The following is a 21,278-nucleotide window of genomic DNA, read 5'->3' on the forward strand; positions in this document are numbered from 1 at the left end:
AAAAATAATATCAGCTAAAATCATGAGATAGGATAGCTGCAAGCATAGACCTTATAAAGGTATTTATACTTAAAGCTTCATCCATAAAGGTTACAAGTTTTTCTTCTTCGTCTTTTTTTGTGGTTAAAAAACAAGCTGCAGAGTATTTTCTCTCCAGCAAAAGCTTTTTACAAAAAATCCTGTAACGCTCCTTATAGGAAGCATTGTTAAACTCCTCTAAAATGTCAAAATGGTGAGATTTTGTTTTAACGGGAGTAGAGGATTTTTCACAATCCTCCAAAACCATAAAATAACCAAGCCAAGGGGGCGGATTATCTCCAAATACCCCTTCTTTGTAAGCTGTCCAGATATCCAGAGCACTTCCCATAGCCTCTTCCGTTCTATTGTTAAAATTATTTCCAAAGGAAGGTCCCACCTGGCTTTTAAATTCTATGGTGATAATTAACTGTTTATTATGGACAACCAGCAAATCCCACTTTTTATTAGGCCTGTAAAAGCCCGGTAATTCCAGATTTGAGCTTGTAAAAATACATTTTTTTGGTACGCCGTTTTCTAAAAGTATTTCTTTAATAAGTTCCACAAAAGCATCTAATTGCTTTCCGGCAGTAACAGCACTTCTGTTTCCCTGATCACTTACAGCAGAAGTTTCCTGCTTTTTAAACTGTTTATTTCTCGTAGACCAAAAAAATTCTGTGGCTTTTTTTACCTTTTCATCCAAATCTGAAGGGATATTTAATCCTGACATTTTTGCTCCTTATTATCTTATAAAGTTAGTATGTACAAATGGCTCCTGTGAAGGTAAACCAAATTCTTTTTTTCCAAGTTCTATAGATTTCATTAAAAAAGTCATATTTTTAGCAAGTGTTCTCATAACAGCCTTGCCTTCTAAATCTTCATTAGCTTCTCCCGGTGCTGCTCCGTGAATAGAATTCCAGTATCTGCTGGAAGCTATAGGCATTCCGCTTATGGTAAAGAATTTGTTTAATTCATCAAATGTAGCAGAACATCCCCCTCTTCTGGCACAGACAATACTTGCTCCGACTTTCATGGTTTTATCAAAGTTTGAACTGTAAAAAAGTCTTTGTAAAAGTGCTACCAAAGTGGCATTTGCACTGGCATAATAAACAGGACTTGCTGCCACAAGGCCATCTGCATCTTTAAATTTTAAAGCAACTTCATTTACCAGGTCATCAAATACACATTTTCCTTTTTCTCTGCATTTTCCGCAACCAATACAACCTCTGATATTTTCAATTCCTACATTTACCACTTCAACTTCCACGCCTTCATTTTTAAAAACTTCAGACATTTCTTTAATGGCAACAGCCGTATTTCCCTCTTTCTTAGGGCTTCCGTTTAAAATAAGAACTTTCATACTACACCTCTTTTTCATTGAACAAATAAATAAAGTTAATTTTAATTATAACCTAAAATGCCATATTTTCCTAATTTTTTAAAATGAAGTAAAGTTTTTACTAAAGGAAAAAAAAACCACATCCTCTTTATTTAGAAGATGTGGTAACAATAACTTTTTAAAAAAGATGACAGGCTATATCATGTCCTTGTGAAATAGTTTTTTCAGTAGGTCTTTCCTTTTTACAAATATCCATAACCTTATCGCATCTGTCACAAAACGGACATCCAGCAGGGATATCTAAAGGACTTGGAATTTCACTGTCAATACTTTGAATCTTTTGACTAAAATCCATTCCGATATCAAATATGGAATCAATTAAAGCTTTAGTATAAGGATGTTTTGCATCTGTTGAAAGCTTATCTCCCGGCAAAGTCTCCACAATATTTCCAAGATACATAACCGCAACATAATCTGCTATATCTGCTATCAGGGCAATATCATGGCAGATAAACCCTATAGTAATATTATTTTCTTTTTGAAGTTTTTTTATTAAATCAACAATATTTTTCTGAACGGAAACATCCAAAGCACTTGTAGCTTCATCAAAGATAATAACTTCCGGTTCCAATGAAAGAGCCCTTGCTATAGCCACACGCTGTTTTTGTCCCCCGGAAAGGCTGTGAGGATATCTGTTTATAAGATCCTCAGGAAGCTCAACAAGTCTTAAGTAATTTTTTGCGGTTTGATCTACTTCACTTCTTTTAATTCTTTTAAAATTAAGAAGAGGCTCACAAATAATTTCTTTAATCTTCATCTTTGGACTAAAAGAAGAGTTAGGATCCTGAAAAACCATCTGAATATTTTGTCTGTGAAGACGAAGTTTTTCTCCCTTTAACTTTGTTATGTCTTCTCCACGGTAAAGAATCTCACCTTTTGTAGGTGTATCAAGGGAAACTAAAAACTTCATGAAGGTAGATTTTCCGCATCCGGATTCACCCACAAGTCCTAGGGTTTTTCCCTTATAAAATTTTAAATTTATATCATTATTAGCTGTTAAATAAACATCCTTTGCAACCTGAAATTTTCTGGTAACATGTTTTGCCTCTAAAACAACCTGAAAGTCGTTATCAACACTCATGTTCTTCACCTCCTAAAGACGGAACAGCATCTAAAAGCTTGTTTGTATATTCATTTTGAGAATGGTGAAGAATATAATGTCTGTCACCTCTGTCTTCCACAACTCCATTTTTCATAACAACCAGATAATCTGCCATATAAGCTGCAACTCCCAGATTATGGGTAACAATAATAATACTGGTTCCATAATCCTCACGAAGTTCCATCATCTGGCGGACAATCTGAGCCTGGGTGGTAACATCCAAAGCTGAGGTAGGCTCATCTGCTAACAAAAGCTTAGGCTGATAAGTCATTCCCATGGCAATACCAACTCTTTGTCTCATTCCACCAGAAAGCTGGAAAGGATAGCTTTTCATAATATTATCCGCTGCAGGAAGTCTCATTCTTTCAAGCATTTCAATGCCTTTATCCCAGGCATCTTTTTTAGAAAGATTTTCATGAGTTCTTATATATTCAACAAAGGCTTTTCCAACCTTTTTTGTAGGGTTCATCATGGCACCTGAATCCTGAAAAATCATAGAAATATCCGTACCATGTAAATTTCTCCATTTATCCTTTGAAAATCCTAAAATGGATTCTCCTTCAAAAATCACATCACCTTTTGTGATTTTACCGCCCTTAGGTAAAAGTCCGAATACAGATCTTATAACCGTGGTTTTTCCACTTCCGGATTCTCCTACCAAAGAACAAATCTGACCTTCATCCAGCGTAAGGGAAAAGTCTTTTACAATTTCTCTTTTTCCATAAGAGATAGTTATATTATTAATTTCTAATAAAGCCATAATTACCTCCTAATCATTTTCCCTTGGATCAAGGATGTCTCTTAAACCATCACCAAGCATATTAAAAACTACAACTGTTATAAAAATAGCAAGACCCGGATAAACCATAAGCCACGGTGCAGACTGCATATAGGCACGGCCTTCACTAAGCATAAGTCCCCATTCAGGAGTCGGAGCAACTGCTCCAAAACCAAGGAAGGAAAGAGCTGCTATTTCAAGCATCATTGAACCAATATCTGTTGCAGCTGTGATAATAAGGGTTGGCAAAACATTTGGTACCATATATTTAACAAGCATATGTAAGGTTTTTGAACCGGTAACAATAGCTGCATTTACATAATCCATATTTCTGACCTTCATAACAAGAGATCTTGCTAATCTTGCGTATTTTGGCCAGGTAACAATGGAAATAGCCAAAACCGCATTTTTAATGCTGGCTCCCATAATACCTGCAACAGCCAAAGCCAAAACAAGTCCCGGAAAGGCAATCATCATATCTGCAATACGCATGATAATTGCATCTACAATTCCGCCAAAATATCCTGCTACAACTCCTAAAATCATACCAACAATAAATACAATAAATACTACCGCAAAAGCTGATACCAAAGAAGTTCTGGCACCATATATAACTCTGGCAAAAATATCTCTGCCCATTTTATCTGTTCCAAAAATATGCTCTGCATTTGGAGCAATAATACTATCTTTTAAGCTTCCGTTTAAAGGGTCGATACCGTGGGTAATAAGGGGTGCAAATACGGCTGCTAAAATAATAAGCAAAGCCAATACAGAAAAGATAGTAAAACTAATATTCTTAAGGAAAAAATTCTTCTTCATTCTACTTACCTCTTCACTCTCATTCGTGGGTCTAAAAAGTTATAGGATATATCTACTAAAAGATTGATAACCATATAAATTAAAGCAATCCAAAGTACATATCCCTGAATCAGATTATAATCACAGGAGGTAATAGCTGATACAGCCAAATTTCCAAGTCCCGGATAAGAAAAAATAACTTCTACAACAGAAGTACCACCTAAAAGTGAACCAAGGGATAAACCAAACATGGTAATAAGTGGAAATAATGAATTTGGAAATACATTAAACCAAAGAATCTTCCATCCTTTAACGCCTCTGGCTTTAGCACCTATTACATAATCCTGATTCAACTCTTCCAAAACTGCGGTTCTAACCTGCCTTGCATACTTGGCTGCCATGGCAATGGCCAGGGTGGCTGCCGGAAGTACCATAGATTTAAAATCGCAGTCAGAACAGATAACCGGAAATGCTCCCAACTGTACACAAAATACCAGCATAAGTAAAAGTCCTACCCAAAAGTTAGGTAAAGAAACTCCCAAAAATGTAATATTACGAATTATATAATCAATCGGTGAATCCTTATAGACTGCCGATAATGTTCCAAGGGGTACTGCTAAAATCATCATCATAGCAGTTGATAATAAAGTAAGTTTAATAGTTGGCCAAAGTCTGGCAAGTAAAAGCTCTGAAACCGGCTTTCCTAAAGAATATGAAGTCCCAAAATCTCCATGTAAACAATTAGTAAGCCAAGTTATATATTGTTCAACAAAAGGCTTATTAAGTCCCATTTGCTCATGAAGGGTATCTAAAGTTTCTTGAGTCGGCATAACACCTGTGGCAACAAGCATAGTCCTTGCAGGATCTCCCGGGGACATGTAGGTAAGTAAAAAGGTCAAAAAACTGATTCCAAATAATACAACAACAATTTGTATTAATCTGGAAATAATCTTTTTCTTAGACAACTTTTTCTCCTTTCTTTCTTCAAAAAGTATATTGCAAAGAAAGGATACTTTTTAAGGTATCCTTTCTTTTAGTCCTAAACAATAAGTTACAATAGATGTTTCATATGTATTCCTGAAATGGTAATTTAATGCAAGATTAAAATTCCTAGATCTATTTTGCTGGTGTTATTTCTGTTGAAAGCCAATAGTAATCTGCTGTGTGAATATGTGCATATCCAACATTCTTTGAATAAATCATTGATGAGTTGTAATAACCGTCAATAACAGCTACAGCGTCATCAACAAGAACCTGCTGTAATTTCTGAATGATTTCTGCTCTCTTATCTGCATCAAACTCAGCTAAAAGTTCTTCATAAAGTTTATCATATTCATCATTCTTGTATCCACAATAATCAGCTTCTGATTTTGAATACCAGTTAGCAAGATATTCTGTTGGATCTCCTGTTCCTACAGTTGTCCAGTTGTTGTTGTTTAAGTCATATTCTCCTGCAACAAGCTTGCTCCACTGATCATCTGAACTACCGTAATCAGCTGTAACACCGATTCCGATTTCTGCAAGATACTGTGCATGAGCATCAGAGAAATCGTTAAGAAGTCTGTTTTCATAAGAAACATATTTAAGATTGATATTTTCTCCGTCTAACTCACGGATTCCATCTCCATCTGTATCTACTATTTTTGCATCGTCAAGAAGTTTTTTAGCAGCATCAACATCGTATGCATATGGATTTTTTAATTTGTCATATCCATAGGATAATGTTGAAGGAAGTACTGAGAAACCTGCTGTGTAAAGACCACCGATAGCATTAGATTCGCAAATTGTATCGTAATCAATAGCCATAAGGATAGCTTTTCTAAGAGTTTCATTTTTAAGAACACCATTCTGGTTCATCCATGAAAATCCTGTACGAACACCGGAAGCGATATCTACAGTGAAATCATCATTATCTTGAAAATCCTTGATATCTGAAACATTTGTAATGTTTTCTGCAAGATCAATCTGTCCACTCTTTAAAGCCATAGCTTTTGCAGAAGCATCTCCCATGAAAAGGATTTCAACTTTATCGTATGGAACTTCCTCTCTGTAGTTTTCATTAGCAACCATGGTATATCCAACCTGATCTTTAAAAGATTCAACCTTGTATGGACCTGTTCCAATAGTTTCATTTGAAAAATCTTTTGTATCATCAACATCAACTATAGCCATAACAGGGTTTGCAAGATTTCCTGTTAAATCAACATAAGCTTTTTGAGTAACGATAGTAATAGTATTAGCATCATCATCAGCTGTGATTTCCGCTTCATACTCTAAGTATTTTTCAGGTGTTGAAGAGCCTTTTGGTCCTTCTTCTTTAAGACGGTCTAAAGATGCTTTAACCTTAGAAGCGGTCATTTCACATCCGTCTGAGAATTTAATTCCGTCTTTTAATTTGATTGTCCATGTTTTATGGTCTTCTGAAACTTCATAAGAATCAGCCAGCCATGGTTCTACTTCCATGTTGTCATTAAACTTGAAAAGAGATTCACCGATACCAAATCTCATGTAGTTCCAAGCTTCATTTGTCTGGCTTGCCGGATCAATTAATCCGTCTGAGTACATCTGAACTCCAAACTTAAGAACTTTTTCACCAGATGAATCGTTAGATGATTGTGTTGTAGAAGTGTCTTTACCTGTGCTTGCAGTCTTATTATCTGTAGATGAATTATTTCCACATGCTGCAAGGGCACTTACAGCCATAGCAGCTGACATACCAAGTGCCAATAATTTTTTCATGCTTTTTCTCATATTAAATTTTGTCCTCTCTCTTAATATTACTCCAGTCAAAATGAATACATATCATTTTCAGCAAAAATTACCTTTTACATTGTAAATTTTTCACACGGCAATGTCAAGTCACATATATACTTATTTTTATATACTTTTTGACTTTTTATTAAAACGGACAAAGGAATGTATTGATAATTTTTATCAATAAGCCCCAATTATCAATACATAATATCCGTTATAATCGAATTTTTTTGAATTATCAGAATAAAAGCACAACTAACTATTCCTTTATAACAAGCACCGTCTGAGCAGTGGCATAAGAATAATTGTAGGTAGGTAAAACGCTCATGGCAATAATATATCTGCCTGCCTCTTTTGGAGCTTCTATAACTGCACCTACATGATTTTGAGACTTTTCATCATATTTACAAAAGATATAATCTCCTATGGTTATACCTTTTATTTCCTCCCCATACTGATTTGCAAAAACCAAAGACAAATTTTCAATATCGTCTAATTTAACAGCCTTACCTGAATATCTAACATAAACCTCAGGAGTAGAAGCAAGAGTAGTGGTTGCCGTCTTAATTTTAAAGCTGACCGGCTTACTGTTTCCCACATATTTATCTGACTTAACAGAGGCAATAACCGTATAATTACCGGCACCTAAGGGACATTCCACCTTCTGTTTTTTATCGGAATCATAGTTTGTATAATAGGTATAATTCACATTTGCATCAGTAATTACCTTTCCTTTATTTGTTCTAATATTGACCGTTCCCCCAAGGTCTTCAAAAGTCCTTTCTTTACCGTTGTAAACTGCGTCTATCCTGTCTGCATTTAAAGAAATATTTACAGTCTGGGAAGCCTCCAAAGTCATGGAAAAATCATCACTTAACCACTTAACCCCAGTAAAAATAAAAGTAAGAACCATCAACAAAAATGCTACCCTTTTCATTAAAACTTTTTTCTTCATAAGCATCACACCTCATTCCTAAAACACTCCCCCTTAACCTGCTAATAATATATCGGCCTAAATAATTAGTTTTTGGGAATATTAGTCTTATTTAATGCTTTTTTCATAGTATTAATACACATTTAATTAAATAATTATCCCGGGCTTTGTCATTTACATTTTTTACAACATTTTTGGAACAATAGATTTTTTCCGTCTGAATTTTGCCCCAAAAAACAATCCTGCCGGATTAACCGACAGGACTTTTTAAGTATAATAGATTTTATTTAACCACGATTTTAATTGTCTTTTTACTACTTGCTTTTTTATAATTATTGTTTTCTTTAGCCACTGCTTCTACAGTTAGCTTATAAATTCCCTTTGGTGTACCCTTCTTTATGGTAATGGTTCTTGTTTTGGAATCAATACTAAAGTAGCTTGAATTACTGCTGCTTAGGCTAAATTCAACTTCTGTGGTGGCCTTTGCTGAAACCTTAAAGGTCTTTTTCTTCTTTTTAATAACAGAAAGCTTAACAGTCTGGTTTGAAGCCACAATATTACAGGTCTGACTTTTTTGTTCAATAACAAATATTACTGCAGTTGAAGTAGCTTTTCTATACTTTCCTTTAGCTGCTACAACAGCTTTAACATAGTAGGTTCCTGCATCTTTAACACCGCTTTTTGATATAAGATTTTTACAAGCGGAATCCGTATAATAGTAATATCTGATAGTTCCTTCACTTCCGGCTACCAGAGCTTTATCAACTTTTTGTTTCTTTCCATTATAAGTAACAGTTTTGGATTGTATGGAAATCTGGGAATCATACCTTACATTTATAAGGGTTGCCTTATTTGAAGTAGCAGCTTCGTAGTTTGTATCTGCCGCAACTTTAGCAATTACATAAAATATTCCTTCCCCTTGACAACCGGTAGTGGAAACACGTTTTTTACAATCTATATCTTTATAGTAATTATAGGTAACCTTTCCACTACTTCCTGTAACAATAGCAGCTTTCACGGTATGTTTTGTATCATCACATTCATACTGTGCACTTTCTATGCTAATGGTGGAAGGAGCTTTTTTTATGGTATATACCAAAGGTTCCCTGGTTGTAGCTTCATTATAGGTAGAGTCAGATGCAACTTTTGCTAAAATATAATAGGTTCCGGCATTTTTCGGTGCACTGTCCAATTTTTCTGTACATTCTGCATCTTTGTAGTATAAAAATTCAACCTCTCCGCTACTTCCTGCTATAGTTAAATCACTTTTTGAAAGAGCTATTACCTTCTCATCATAAGTCTTTGATTTAGTCTGCTCCTTAAAGGAAATTTCACTATCAGTTCCAATAATGTTAAATCCAAAAATATCGCTTGCTGCTTCATAATTTTCATCAGCTGCCACCGAAACCTTTACATAATAGTTTCCAATTTCACTAGGAGCTGAAATTTCGTTAGTCGCCTTATCATCTGTAAAATACTCAATAGTAATATATCCCTTACTTCCTATAATATCAAAGTCATTTGATGAAATAGAAAGCTTTGTACCATCATGCTTTTTCACCGTAACCGCATCTTCCTTTAAGGAAATTGTTGTAGGTGATTTTGTAATGGTATATTTAAATTTATCTGTTGAATTTTTAGCATATGTCCCATCTCCAGCAACAGTGGCAACAATGTAATATTCTCCTACATCACTAGGAGCTTGTTTTAATTCATTGGTTAGGGATGAATCAGTGTAGTATTTGAAGGAAACATCATTTAAACTACTTGGCGTTATGTTAAAATCATCCCTGCTAAGAGAGATTGGTTTGCCATCATAAACCTTAGTGTAATTGGTTTCTTTTGGAGTAATGGTTGCTTCTTTATTGGTTATAATAAGCTTAATAATTTGTTCTCCATCAGAATAATTACTTGTAGGATTGACCGTTATTTTTACACGATATTCTCCCTCCTCCTTTAAAGGAAGATTAACCTTTTCACCTATTTCATTATTCACACTAGGATTATAATTACAAAAATAAAATGACCTACCAACTTTAGATATCTTTTCACCATCATTATTTGTAAAGCTCAATTCAGATTTATCTATAAAATCATTTTCGTTTTCTATCTTTACTACAGACAATGGATTTGAAATATTAATATTTGTAGTTGCCTTTTTTATTACAATTTTTCCGGTAATTGGAGCAACCGTATAATATTCACTTTCTGGCAGGGATACCTGAACATAATATTCCCCTTTGTCTGTAGGATAGCCGCTTAATAATTTTGTACAATTCTCATCTTCATAATAAGCATAATTCAAAGAAAGATTTCCCAAGAGAGAATCCTTAATTTCACCATCCTCTCCGCATACCTTTGCCTGGTTTGTTTTTACAGGATTTCCGGTATATTCCACCGTCTTATTGCTAATAAGCATACTTAAGAGTTCTTCTCTTACTGTAAATTGTTTTTTCCCTGTAATTTCAGATGGATTTGAAATTTCATAGTTATCTGTATCTACTGTTACCTTTGCTTCTACATAATAATTTCCTTTTGCAGCAAGATTTGGAAGAGGTGAAGTGTCATTTTCATTTTTATAAAATGAATAAGTAATGTCCCCTGAAAACTCATCTCCTGTATTATTTGTTAATTTAGCCATATGAAGTTTTTTAGAGTCTATAGGCTTTCCAGTATAAAATGCCACATAGTCCTCAGGATTATCAGACCAAGCAAAATTAACAGTAGCTTTAGTAATTTCAACTTCCAACGGAATTGTTCTAGCTTCTTCATAATTCTCACTTTCAGCAATACTAGCTACAACATAACATGTTCCAACTTTACTTGGTGGTGACGATAATTGTGTTTTTAAATTCCTGTTTGTATAATATGAAAAAGTAACATCCTTGGCATTTCCACTATAATTGCTATCATTAGCTACCCCAGCTAGCATATAATCAGTGTCTAATTTATACTTCGGATCAGAATTATTATATTCATGTGTTTTTTTAGTAATTTTCCATGTAATAGTCTGGTCAGCCTTTGTTATGGTATAAACAAGAGGCTTTGTAAAAGCAGGATCGGAATTATCAGACTTGGCTACTTCTGCCACTATGTAATATTTTCCGGCATTAATTGGATGTTCTACTTCATTTGCACACTCTTCGTCGGAATAAGCTTTAAAACTTACTGCTCCATCTCCACTTTTACTTACATTTTCAATCTTAATATCTGAAGGATAGGCATCTGTTCCATCAAATTTTTTTGTTGCATTTGTTATTTTCCAGGAAGCGGTAGCCTTATTTGATACAATTTCATATTCGATAAGAGGTCTAGTTTCGGCTCCTGTATAATTTTTTGTTGAATCTTTCGGTGTTATAGAAGCTTTGATATAATATTTTCCAGCATTTTTCGGAGTTTCTCCTACGCTTTTAGCTCCATCTGAAGTAGTTGTTTGAATAGTTCCATCTTCATCTTTATAATATGTAAATTTAACATCTTCAAATAAATCATTAGAAAAACTCTTGTCTTCTTCAGCACCTGTAATAGTATAAAAACTACTAGTTATCTTCAATAGACTATTTGAATAATAACGGTTTATTTTGGTAGAATTCCAGGTGATATTCGGAGTGGCTTCTGTAATCTTAAATTCAACTTCCAATTCACCAGTTGCATCATTTTCATCATCCTCGTCAGCAAAAGCAATACAGTAATATTCTCCTACATCTTTTGGAGCAGATGATAATCTTTCTCTCGTGTTTCCTTTTTTTACATAATATATAAATTCAGGTTCTTTAGTTGTTCCAGTTATATTAAAATCTGCTTTTGAAAATTCAAATGGAAGAGCGTCATATTCTTTTGAAGTGGCTACTCCAGATTTTAATACTATAGAAGAACCAGGTTTTCCAGAAACTATTTTAACTTCAATTTTCGCACTAGCTGCTGCATAATTTCCGTCAGCTTCTACACTTGCTTTTACATAATAAGTGCCTTTTGCAGTAGGTAAATTATCTGTAATTTTATTAGCTTCAGTACACTCTTCATCTGAATAATAATCAAAGGAAACTACAGGGGGTGTATAATTATCATCATGCACTGCGCCTGTTACAGTAAAATCATCAGCTGTTATAGAAAAAGTATTAATACCATCATATGTAACAGTCTTTTTTTCGGATTTTAATGTAATAGTTGGTGTAGCTTTTTCTATTTCAAATGTATAAGCACCGATTGTAGATGCAGTACCATTAGTAGCAGTTACAGTTGCTTTTATGTAATATGTACCGACATTTTTAGGTGCTCCTCCTTCGCTTACTGCTCCGCTAGAATCTGTGATACTTGTTTTAGCAGAGAAAGACGAATCTGTAAAATATTCAAAAGTTACAGTAGGATCTGCATCAACTGATGTCACCTCATAATTTGTATCTTTCACAAAATCTGCTGCCGGATCCAAAACCTCTCCGGTATAATTAGCTTTAGAGGAGGCAGTTCCCATCCAGCTTATAGTCGGAGCATCAGCAGCATACACCACAATAGGCATATTAAAAAAACTACAAGGCAGGTTGGCAAGGGATTGCGCTAGCAATATTGCCACCAAAAAAAGTGATATCTTCTTTTTAAAACTAATTTTTTTCATCATTTACCTCACCTTTCATAAACAAATTATTAAACTTTCATTAAAAAAAATTTAACCTTCGTGAAAAACTACGGGTTCTCATCTATATTTATCGACAAAAATCAGCTTACTTTATATGAAAAGGGGATAAGGAAGTGGGGAAATTTTGAAAAAAAATTGCCACCTAAATAAGTTTAAGTGGCAATCATTTTAAATATATTTCTTTGCGCGTTTTATTATTTCTTCAGAGAAACCTTCTTTTAGAAGGTTTTCCGGAGTTTCTCCCTTTTTAAGACGTTCAATTGCATTATCTAATGCTTCTATTCCTTTTTCTATTCCTTTTTCTATTCCTTTTTCTATACCTTTTTTCTCAGCTTTTTCTACTGCTTTTTCTACTGCTTTTTCTACTGCTTTTTCTACTGCTTCGTCTATTTCGGGTTGCATGAGAGTTCTAAGTGCTTCACACATTTCAGGTACCTCCTTTAACTGTTTGAAAAGATTACCGTTTTCAGCCATGGCTAACTGTATAACAGAATCGGCATTTTCTTTATCGTCCTTATCTGAGAGTTTGTTAGCTGATAATAGTAATCGTTCTCCAACTTCTACACCAATGTTATCAGTGAGTGATTTAAGCCATTCATGTTCTTGCGTTTTAAGCTCGGAAGAAACAACAATTTGTGTCGGAAAAAGAGCTTTTATGCCGGAGATATAATAAATTCCGGGAAATTGTTCAGTTATAACACAATCGTTATCTTCAAACCACTTAAACAGTTTAACAGGTTTTCCTTCATGAACAAGGGAAACGGTAATGTCATCAGCTTTTATGCCGTTAGCAGTAGGACTATTCGCCTTGTAAAGACAGGCATAAGCCAATGTTTTATAATATGAATCTACACTAATAGTATCTTTCGGAGATTTATATTCAAATATATTATGTCCTTTGAAGATTTTACCTATTTCGTTTTGGATGTGGGCATGTGGTAGTTTCTTAATTACAAGTAAATCCATTTGTATGGGCTTAGTATTAAGAACACGCTCTGAATCAAAAGATAAATCCTTCTTATTAGCTCTTAATTCCAACTTTATGGCTGAACAAAATGGCGGATGCCATTGGATTCTTTTTTGTTCCTTCATTTCTTTATTATATTTTATCATCGTTAAATTAATTAGACAACGACGAAATCGGCTCCTTCCTTAGTTACATATTTTCTAAAGCACTTTAAAATTTTAATCCATGAATAATATTATACTCCCATTATACCAAACTCATGTTCTGTATGCAAGATAAAAATACCCCGCCGTATCGGCGATTTTTCCCAAAAATATTTTTACATTAATTAAAAAAGGCTCTTTTAGAGTACGAAGAAGAGACTGAGCAGCTTCAATAATATGGGTCAAACTTAAAAAAATACCCCGCCGGAGGCTTCCGACGGGGCTCCCCTTAATCTGTGCGTAGACTATGGGTGAAAAAGATATTTTTATGAAATCTTTTGTACTTCTTTTTAATTTGTAAGTTAACTGTTATTTAACTACAACCTTAACTGTTACTTTCTTAGCTTTAAAGTTAGTGCCAGATACGTTAACTCCAACACTATATGTTCCTTTCTTAAGACCTTTCTTTACAGTAAGCTTTCCTGTCTTGCTAACTGTAATTTTCTTATTTCCGGAAGCCTTAGCAAAGGTAAATCCTTTTGTAATTTTTGTATTACCAAATGTAGCTGTTACTTTAATATTAGCTGTCTTATTTGCTTTTTTAAGATCTGCAGCTCTAAGAGTAATAGCTTTAGCAGTTAATTTAGTAAAGTCTGCTTTATTAACAGTTATTTTAGCTTTAACAGTTTTTGCATTGTAGTTTGTTGTAGCTTTTGCTGTAGCTTTTACATAGTAGGTTCCTGCATTCTTAGGAGACTTAACTACTGTCTTATATTTTGCATCTTTGTAGAAGGTAAATGTAACCTTTGCTTTACTGCTAACTGTAACCTTAGGAGCTATAACTTTTCCTGTATATGTAAGTGTCTTTGCTTTAAATGTTACTGTTGTAGCAGCTTTCTTAACAGTTAATGTAGCTCTTGTTGAAGTACTTACATAGTTATTATTTTCTGCTGTAGTAGCTTCTACATAGTAAGTTCCTGCATTTACTGGAGCTGCATCAAGTTTCTTAATGTAGGCGCTGTCTGCATAATATGCATATTCAACAACTATACCTTCTGGTACAACTTCAGCTTCAACTGTCTGAGCTTTCTTGTTGTAAGTAGCTGTCTTATCATCTAACTTAAGCTGTGGTGTAGCTTTGTTAATAGTAATCTTAACAGGAGCTGATTCGAAAGCTTCAAAGTTTGCTGTAGCTTCTGTGCTTGCTACTGCATAGTAGGTTCCTGCATTCATTGGAGCTGCAGCAAGTTTAGTTGTTGCTTCTTCGTCAGAATACCATTCTAATTTTAATGTACTCTTAACTTCTTCCGGTACATTAACTACTACAACTGGTACTGCTTTATTATATGTAAATTCAGTCTCTGCAAACTCGCAAGTAGGCTGTGCCTTAGTAACATTTAATGTAAATGATTTTGTAAAGTCTTCGTAGTTTGCAAGTCCTGCTACTGTAACAGTACCTGTATATTTACCAACTTCAACTGGATCAACACTTGTTTCAGGTTCTGTAGCCTTAGCATATTTAACTGTAAAGTCATTTGCTGTAATAGCTGTATTTTCTCCAAATAAATCCTGTGGAGTAAGTGCAATCTTGTCACCTGTATAAGTAACATCAAATTCATCTTTTTCTAAAGCTAATGTAGCTTTTTCGATAGTTAAAGCAACGCTTCCTTCAAGAGCTTCACAATTATCACTAGCATCAAGTGTAATAACAGCTGTGTAAGTTCCTACATTTACAGGAGCTGATGAAAGTGGATTTCCATCTACATCCTTAAATGCTACATTAAATGCATCTGCTAATGTTAAACCAATATCCTCTTTAGTAATTTCAACAGGTGCTCCTGTATAAGCCTTTGAAACTGTAGTATTCTTAATAACTGGTTTAGCTTTTGTGATTTCAAATGTTCCTAAAGGTAATTCATAGTTAGGGAACTCTGAAATCTCTTCTAATGGATTAGCCATCTGAGCAGGTGCTACTGCAATTAATTTATAAGTTCCTACATCTTTTGGAGCAACTTCGCTAGCCTCTTCAAATGTACCATCTGTATTAGCTTTAGCATATTTAAAGGTAATATTTGCTTTTCTATAATCACTAGCAACTTCTATAAGGGCATCTATATTAGGAACAACTGCGTTTCCATCATAAGTTTTCTTAATCACATCAGCAGCATCTGCTTTCTGACGCATAGATGGTTCATAAATTATAAATGTTCCTAAAGTAAGTGTTTCTGCACTAAATGCTTCTTGAGGATTTTCTCCAGCTGAAGGAGATTGAGCTGCTGCGTTTGCAATAACTTTATAGGTTCCAGGCTGACTTGGAACTACAGTAGTAGGATCAGCATATTCTGCCGCTTTAGTATCTGTAGCAGCTTTAGTTTGTTTTGCAAATGAATATGTAACCTTTCCATTATATCCATCAGCTTTCACAACAAGTGTGCTTATGTCTGGAAGAGTAACAGCTAATGTATCATAAGTCTTAGTTAATTTTGCGACTTCAGTTGCTGCACCTGGGTCTAATGTAATAGCCGGTGCATAAATAGTTAAAGTAAATGTGTTAGAAGTTGTAAGAGCATTATAGTTATCGCTTGCTTTAACTTCAATTGTTCCTGTATATTTACCGTAAGCTGTAGGCTCAGAAACATCATTATTTGCTTCATCTTTATAAGTAATTGTCAAATCATCTTTATCTACATAACCAAGTAATGGCAGTTCATTACTATCTAAAACAATAGCTTCTCCTGTAAATGGTTTTCTCAAATTTTTATCTGGAATAGTCGGAGATGCTTTAGTAATACTAAAGTCACCAATTTCAAGTACGCACTCAACAAAATCACCTTGTGCTGGTGCTACTGCTATAAGCTTATATGTTCCAGCATCCTTTGGAGCTTTGCTAGTAGCTTCTTCATAATCAGAACCATCTTTTTTAGCATATTCAAAAGTTACTGCACTTAAGTCGTATCCTCCATTTGCTGTTACAAAATCACTTGCTGTAGGTTCAACTATTATTCCATCATAGGTTTTACCTAAATTACTTAAGTTTGTTGCACTAGAAGAAGATATTTCTATTGAAGCCGGATAAATTGTAAAGGTTCCTACTTCAACTTCGTGTGCAGCGTATTCTGGATTAGCTTGCGTTGAATCCTGTTTTGGTCCATATACTGCTAATTTGTAGGTTCCTGGAGCACTTGGAGCTTCGTCTAGTCCATTACCACCTAAATCATAGTAATTAAATCCCAGATTTCCCTTATAATCATTTTTAACTTTTACATAAGTTTTAGCATCGCCTGGCGCTACTGCTGTTTTATCATCTACTTTAGATAACTTAGCTACTTCATCTTGTGAATATACATATTTTTCAAATGAAGGTGCATAAACAGTTAAAGCAAAAGTATTATGATCTGTATCTAATGCAGTATAATTGTCAGTTTCTGTAACTGTAACTGTACCTTTGTAGATACCTGCTTCTTTTGGAGTGGTTACTTCTACCGGATCGTCTTTTCCATCTGCTCCATGGTAAACATAAGATATGCTAAAGTCACTATCAGCTACATGATCAAGACCTAATTCATTCTTAGTAACTTTAATCTCATCATTTTCACTATAAGCTCTGGTTATTTTAGTTTCTGTTATAGCTGATGTTGCTTTTTTAATATCAAATTTACCAAGTTCAATTGAGCAAGCCTTAAACGCTATATCGCTTTCATTTACAACTGCCTGAGCTGGAGCTACTGCTTTTACCTTATAGGTACCTACCTGGGTAGGAGCTTCACTTGTATATTCAGCAAATGTTTCTTTGTATTTTCCACTTTCTTTTTGAGTTTGCTTAGCAAATTGGAAGGTAACTTTGTCAAGACCTTTGTAGTTCTCCTTCGCTTTTATTAAACCAGCAAAATCATAACCTACAGGTTTTCCAGTGTAAGAAATATTTAAGAGATTATCATTATATTTAATATAACCTTTTTCTTCAATACCGCTGCCATCTGTTACACCTACTGTAGGTTGCTTTTCAATAGAAGTAGCATCAATAGTAAATTCTCCTATTGGAAGATTAAGTGCTTCGTAGAAAGGAATTTCCATAGATTGTTCTTGTTCAGCACCTACTACATATACCATGTAAGTACCTGCATCAGTTGGAAAACCTACTTCCCATCTAGTATCTTTATTAATATCAGGATACCCCTCATCACCTTTTTTCAAATACTTAACTTCAGGATTATCAACTACAGCATAATCACTTTCTTTTTTTACTAAATCATCTACTGTAAGTTCTTCTCTATTTTCACCTTCAAACCTGTTTAAATTTTCAACTTTTGCTGTAGCACCATCTAATACAGCAAATGCAGGTTTTGAGATAGTGAAATATCCAACTGGTTCCATCATCTCATCGTAAGCATCTACATCATGTGTAGATTCTGTTTCGGCAGCTGCTGCCTGCGCCGGTGCTTGTACATAAAGCATGTATCTACCTACTGCAGAAGGAGCTAGCTCAGTTGCTGAGTTTTTATTAAATATATAACCATCAATAGCACCTTCAGTATCAACTGTTGGGGCTACTTCTCCCTTAGCATACTTAAATACAGGTTCTTCGTAATAACCACCATCTAGTTCCACATATGTTGACATTTCTCTTGGATTAACAGCTTGTCCGTCATAGGCTTTACCTATTTTGGTAGAAGAATTTCTATCTAAATCCGTATCTGCTCCAAAATCAGTTTTTGCAGTAATCGCTGATTTATAGATGGTTACCTCAACTGTTGTTTTAGCCGGAGTCGGTGCATCATAGTTATCTGATCCTATAATCGTTATCTCAGCAGTATATTTACCTACGTCATACATCTGAGCTACTACTTCGCCTGCTGAGTTCATGTAGGTTACGTCAAAATCTTCTTCTTTTAGATAGTCAAGTTCAAAGTCTCCTTTACTTAAAGTTACACCGCTTTCATTGTACTTTCTTCTAAGATTTACTTCTGTTATCTTTGGGCTGGCTTTTGATATTGTGAAGGTACCGATTTCTATCTCTACATCTTGAAGTGGACCTTCACTTTCATCTTCTACTTGTGCACTTATTAAAAGTTTATAAGTTCCTGCATCTACCGGAGCTTCTGGTTGTTCTACTTCTACACCATCTGTAATCTTTTTATACAGTGCAGTACAATCTCCCACTATTGAAAATCCTTCATTTGCTTCAACAAACTCTGCTGCAGTAGGGTTAACTGGTTCCCCGTCATATTCTTTATTTAAAGCACTAGCACTAGCACCTTCTTTTACTACAATTGCAGAAGAATCCGCAAATGCCTCTAATGACATATTCAACACACTGCCGGGCACTTGGGCTGCCGACTCGCCTATCATCAATGACGCTAAAAATAATGCACAAAATTTTTGTAAACTTCGTTTTTTCATATTTTTATCTCACCTTTCTTAAAATATTTTTTTCACATACTCTTTAAACAAAACCCATAATACTTAACTTTTATCTCCTTTCTCACTTTATTATTTCTGAAATATTGGTAACTGTTATTTAAGTAAGCCGGTCCTTTGAAGCTGTGGAAGTTTCTTAGTAAAAACCTTTCCTAATCCACTTTTTTCTACCAGGATATTTAACTTAGGCTTTAGTCTAATCTTTTGTTTAGACTTTAGACTAATCTTTTTTAGGCTTTAGAATAATCTTTTTATCCTTTAGGTCCTTTATTTAAGATATTTAATAAAGGAACAAAAAGCTTAAATAACATCCCTTTTTCACAATTTCAGTAATTCTTCTTTTAGCTACGAGTTAGAAGTTTTAACCCCCCTAAGCCGAATCTAATAGATGCCTTTTATGAGTAATTATCTAATCAGGGTATGCTTTCTTTAGTTTTTAAACCACCGGATATAGCTATCCGGTTAGATACTCTAGTAAAGTTATCGAAATATTTTAAGAAGTGTTTAGCGTTTTTTTGGTTTTCTTGGTAATATTTTTGTAATTCCTGATAATTAATTTTATTTTTCACTTTATTTAATTATACCAGTATTATTTTTTCACATTATTTTTATATTTTTTAAGTTTTCTTTACATTCTTCCCACCCACCCCCATGCTTTTTGCCTTCTCCAGGAAGACATTCCTGATTCATAATTCGACCCTCGGCGAGAAACCCATTGGCTTTAGCCGATGGGCAGTTGAATTTCGAGGTTTGCTATGATTTTTGAGATTTGTTTCTTGTATTGTGGCTAAATATATATTATAATTTAGCCACAGATAGGAGGTTTTATTATGCAAATAGTTCCAATGAGAGTTCTAAAAAATACTGTAGAAATTGAGCGCTTATGTGCAGAATCTAATGAACCGGTATTTGTGACAAAAAATGGTTATGGAAGACTTGTTGTAATGGATATTGATTATTATGAACGTATCTTACAAAAAATTGATGAAGCAAACCTTGTCAACAAAGGTATTTCAGATTTCGAAACAGGTAATGTAGTTAAGGGAAAAGAATCTTTAAGAAAGTTGAGAGAAAACCATGGCATCTAATGCATATGACTATGTTCTCACCAAGACCGCAGAAAATGATATTGATTCAACATTCGCATATATTTCTAAAGTTTTAAAAAATAAGGATGCAGCATCACTTCTTGCTGACGAATTTGAGAAAAAAATTGATGATATATGTAAACATCCACTTACAGGACGCCTTGTTGAAAATGATTTTTTAAAAAGAGAAGAAGTAAGACACTTTGTCGTTAAAAATTACATTGTTTATTATTTGATCAATGATATTGAAAAAGAAATTGTTGTTTTGAGATTTGTCTATTCTGGTCGTAATCAGGACAAAATTATCAAAGAACTGTAAAACCCCCATTCACTGGTTTAACTATCCAGTAAATGGGGGACCTTTACAAAGCTTCGTTTCTTCAAAATTAGTTGTTATAATTTATATCTTTTTCCTAAATTTCCACTTCCAAAAGAATCGGTGTGTGGTCTTGTCTTGGACCGGAGTCTATCATAGATGATTGTTTTACTTTTTCTTTGATTCTTTCGCTTACTAAAAAGTAGTCTATTCTCCAGCCGGAGTTATTTTGTTTACTGGTTTTTATTCTTTGTGCCCACCAGGAATAAACATCTTTTATGTCGCCGTTAATGAAACGGAAGGTATCAATAAATCCCTTGTTTAAAAGATTGGTGAATCCTTCTCTTTCTTCGTCAGTAAATCCGGCGGAAAAGTGGTTGCTGTCAGGGTTTTTCAGGTCTATTTCTTTATGAGCCACATTAAAGTCTCCGCAGGCGATAACAGGCTTTTTATCATCTAATTCTTTTAAATAATTTGCATAGGCTATGTCCCATTGTTGCCTTTCTTTAAGCCTTTTTAAGCCATCCCCGGCATTTGGGGTATATACATTTACCAGATAAAAGTCGTCAAATTCTAAGGTTAGAAGCCTTCCTTCCTCATCCATGGTATCAGGTGCCCCGATTTTTGGAGTATCTTTTGTGGGACTAAAATTTTTTTTATATAAAACCATTGTTCCTGCATAGCCCTTTTTGGCAGGGGGAGCAGAACTTACCCATTCATATTTATAATCCGGAAAATATTCTGAAAGTTTTTCCATATGTTTTTTTGATGGGCCGGTAGATGGAAGTTTGGTTTCTTGTATTGCAATTACATCAGCATCTTCTTTTACCAAAGTATCAAGGACATCTCTTGAAAGCTTTGCCCTGGCAGAATCTGATGTTAAGGCTGCATTTAGGGAATCTATATTCCAGGATATTAATTTTGTCATGTTTA

14 protein-coding genes are annotated in these 21,278 nt (G+C 34.4%); 2 read left to right on the plus strand and 12 right to left on the minus strand.

Annotated elements, in window-relative coordinates:
- Positions 1–10: 10 nt before the first annotated feature.
- The 11 genes from BM153_RS10735 to BM153_RS10780 form a co-directional block, all read right to left on the minus strand.
- Complete coding sequence (locus tag BM153_RS10735) at positions 11–745, minus strand: PaeR7I family type II restriction endonuclease (RefSeq protein ID WP_092873593.1); 735 nt, start codon at positions 743–745, stop codon at positions 11–13.
- 12 nt (positions 746–757) lie between these two features.
- A complete protein-coding gene (locus tag BM153_RS10740) occupies positions 758–1,375 on the minus strand; it encodes a flavodoxin family protein (RefSeq protein ID WP_092873597.1) in 618 nt (205 codons plus the stop codon).
- Between the two features lie 157 nt (positions 1,376–1,532).
- On the minus strand, positions 1,533–2,495 hold the full coding sequence (locus tag BM153_RS10745) for an ABC transporter ATP-binding protein (protein ID WP_092873600.1): 963 nt from the start codon (positions 2,493–2,495) through the stop codon (positions 1,533–1,535).
- Positions 2,485–3,276 (minus strand): ABC transporter ATP-binding protein, encoded by a 792-nt coding sequence (locus BM153_RS10750; protein ID WP_092873603.1) that lies wholly within the window; start codon positions 3,274–3,276, stop codon positions 2,485–2,487. The genes BM153_RS10745 and BM153_RS10750 overlap by 11 nt, the downstream gene beginning before the upstream one ends.
- Before the next feature lie 9 nt (positions 3,277–3,285).
- Positions 3,286–4,113, minus strand: coding sequence for a nickel transporter permease (gene nikC / locus BM153_RS10755; RefSeq protein ID WP_092873607.1), 828 nt, complete (start codon positions 4,111–4,113; stop codon positions 3,286–3,288).
- A gap of 5 nt (positions 4,114–4,118) precedes the next feature.
- On the minus strand, positions 4,119–5,057 hold the full coding sequence (nikB, locus tag BM153_RS10760) for a nickel ABC transporter permease (protein WP_092873610.1): 939 nt from the start codon (positions 5,055–5,057) through the stop codon (positions 4,119–4,121).
- A gap of 151 nt (positions 5,058–5,208) precedes the next feature.
- Entirely contained in the window at positions 5,209–6,831 is a 1,623-nt protein-coding gene (locus tag BM153_RS10765) for an ABC transporter substrate-binding protein (protein ID WP_242949132.1), read from the minus strand.
- Between the two features lie 274 nt (positions 6,832–7,105).
- A complete protein-coding gene (locus tag BM153_RS10770) occupies positions 7,106–7,801 on the minus strand; it encodes a hypothetical protein (protein ID WP_143088304.1) in 696 nt (231 codons plus the stop codon).
- A gap of 262 nt (positions 7,802–8,063) precedes the next feature.
- A complete protein-coding gene (locus BM153_RS14440; protein ID WP_242949133.1) occupies positions 8,064–12,395 on the minus strand; it encodes an MBG domain-containing protein in 4,332 nt (1,443 codons plus the stop codon).
- 186 nt (positions 12,396–12,581) lie between these two features.
- Positions 12,582–13,505 (minus strand): hypothetical protein, encoded by a 924-nt coding sequence (locus BM153_RS13745; protein ID WP_177205645.1) that lies wholly within the window; start codon positions 13,503–13,505, stop codon positions 12,582–12,584.
- 387 nt (positions 13,506–13,892) lie between these two features.
- On the minus strand, positions 13,893–18,923 hold the full coding sequence (locus BM153_RS10780) for an MBG domain-containing protein (protein WP_092873622.1): 5,031 nt from the start codon (positions 18,921–18,923) through the stop codon (positions 13,893–13,895).
- A gap of 848 nt (positions 18,924–19,771) precedes the next feature.
- On the opposite strand from BM153_RS10780, the gene BM153_RS10785 reads away from it, so the two are divergent.
- A complete protein-coding gene (locus tag BM153_RS10785; protein WP_092873625.1) occupies positions 19,772–20,029 on the plus strand; it encodes an antitoxin PHD in 258 nt (85 codons plus the stop codon).
- Complete coding sequence (locus BM153_RS10790) at positions 20,019–20,348, plus strand: type II toxin-antitoxin system RelE/ParE family toxin (RefSeq protein ID WP_092873628.1); 330 nt, start codon at positions 20,019–20,021, stop codon at positions 20,346–20,348. Before BM153_RS10785 ends, BM153_RS10790 begins: the two co-directional genes overlap by 11 nt.
- Positions 20,349–20,442: 94 nt before the next feature.
- Here BM153_RS10790 and BM153_RS10795 read toward each other — a convergent pair whose 3' ends face one another.
- A complete protein-coding gene (locus tag BM153_RS10795; RefSeq protein WP_092873631.1) occupies positions 20,443–21,273 on the minus strand; it encodes an exodeoxyribonuclease III in 831 nt (276 codons plus the stop codon).
- Between the last annotated feature and the right edge of the window lie 5 nt (positions 21,274–21,278).

The sequence above is a fragment of the Acetitomaculum ruminis DSM 5522 genome (assembly GCF_900112085.1).
In the GTDB taxonomy this organism is placed as follows: Bacteria; Bacillota; Clostridia; order Lachnospirales; family Lachnospiraceae; genus Acetitomaculum; species Acetitomaculum ruminis.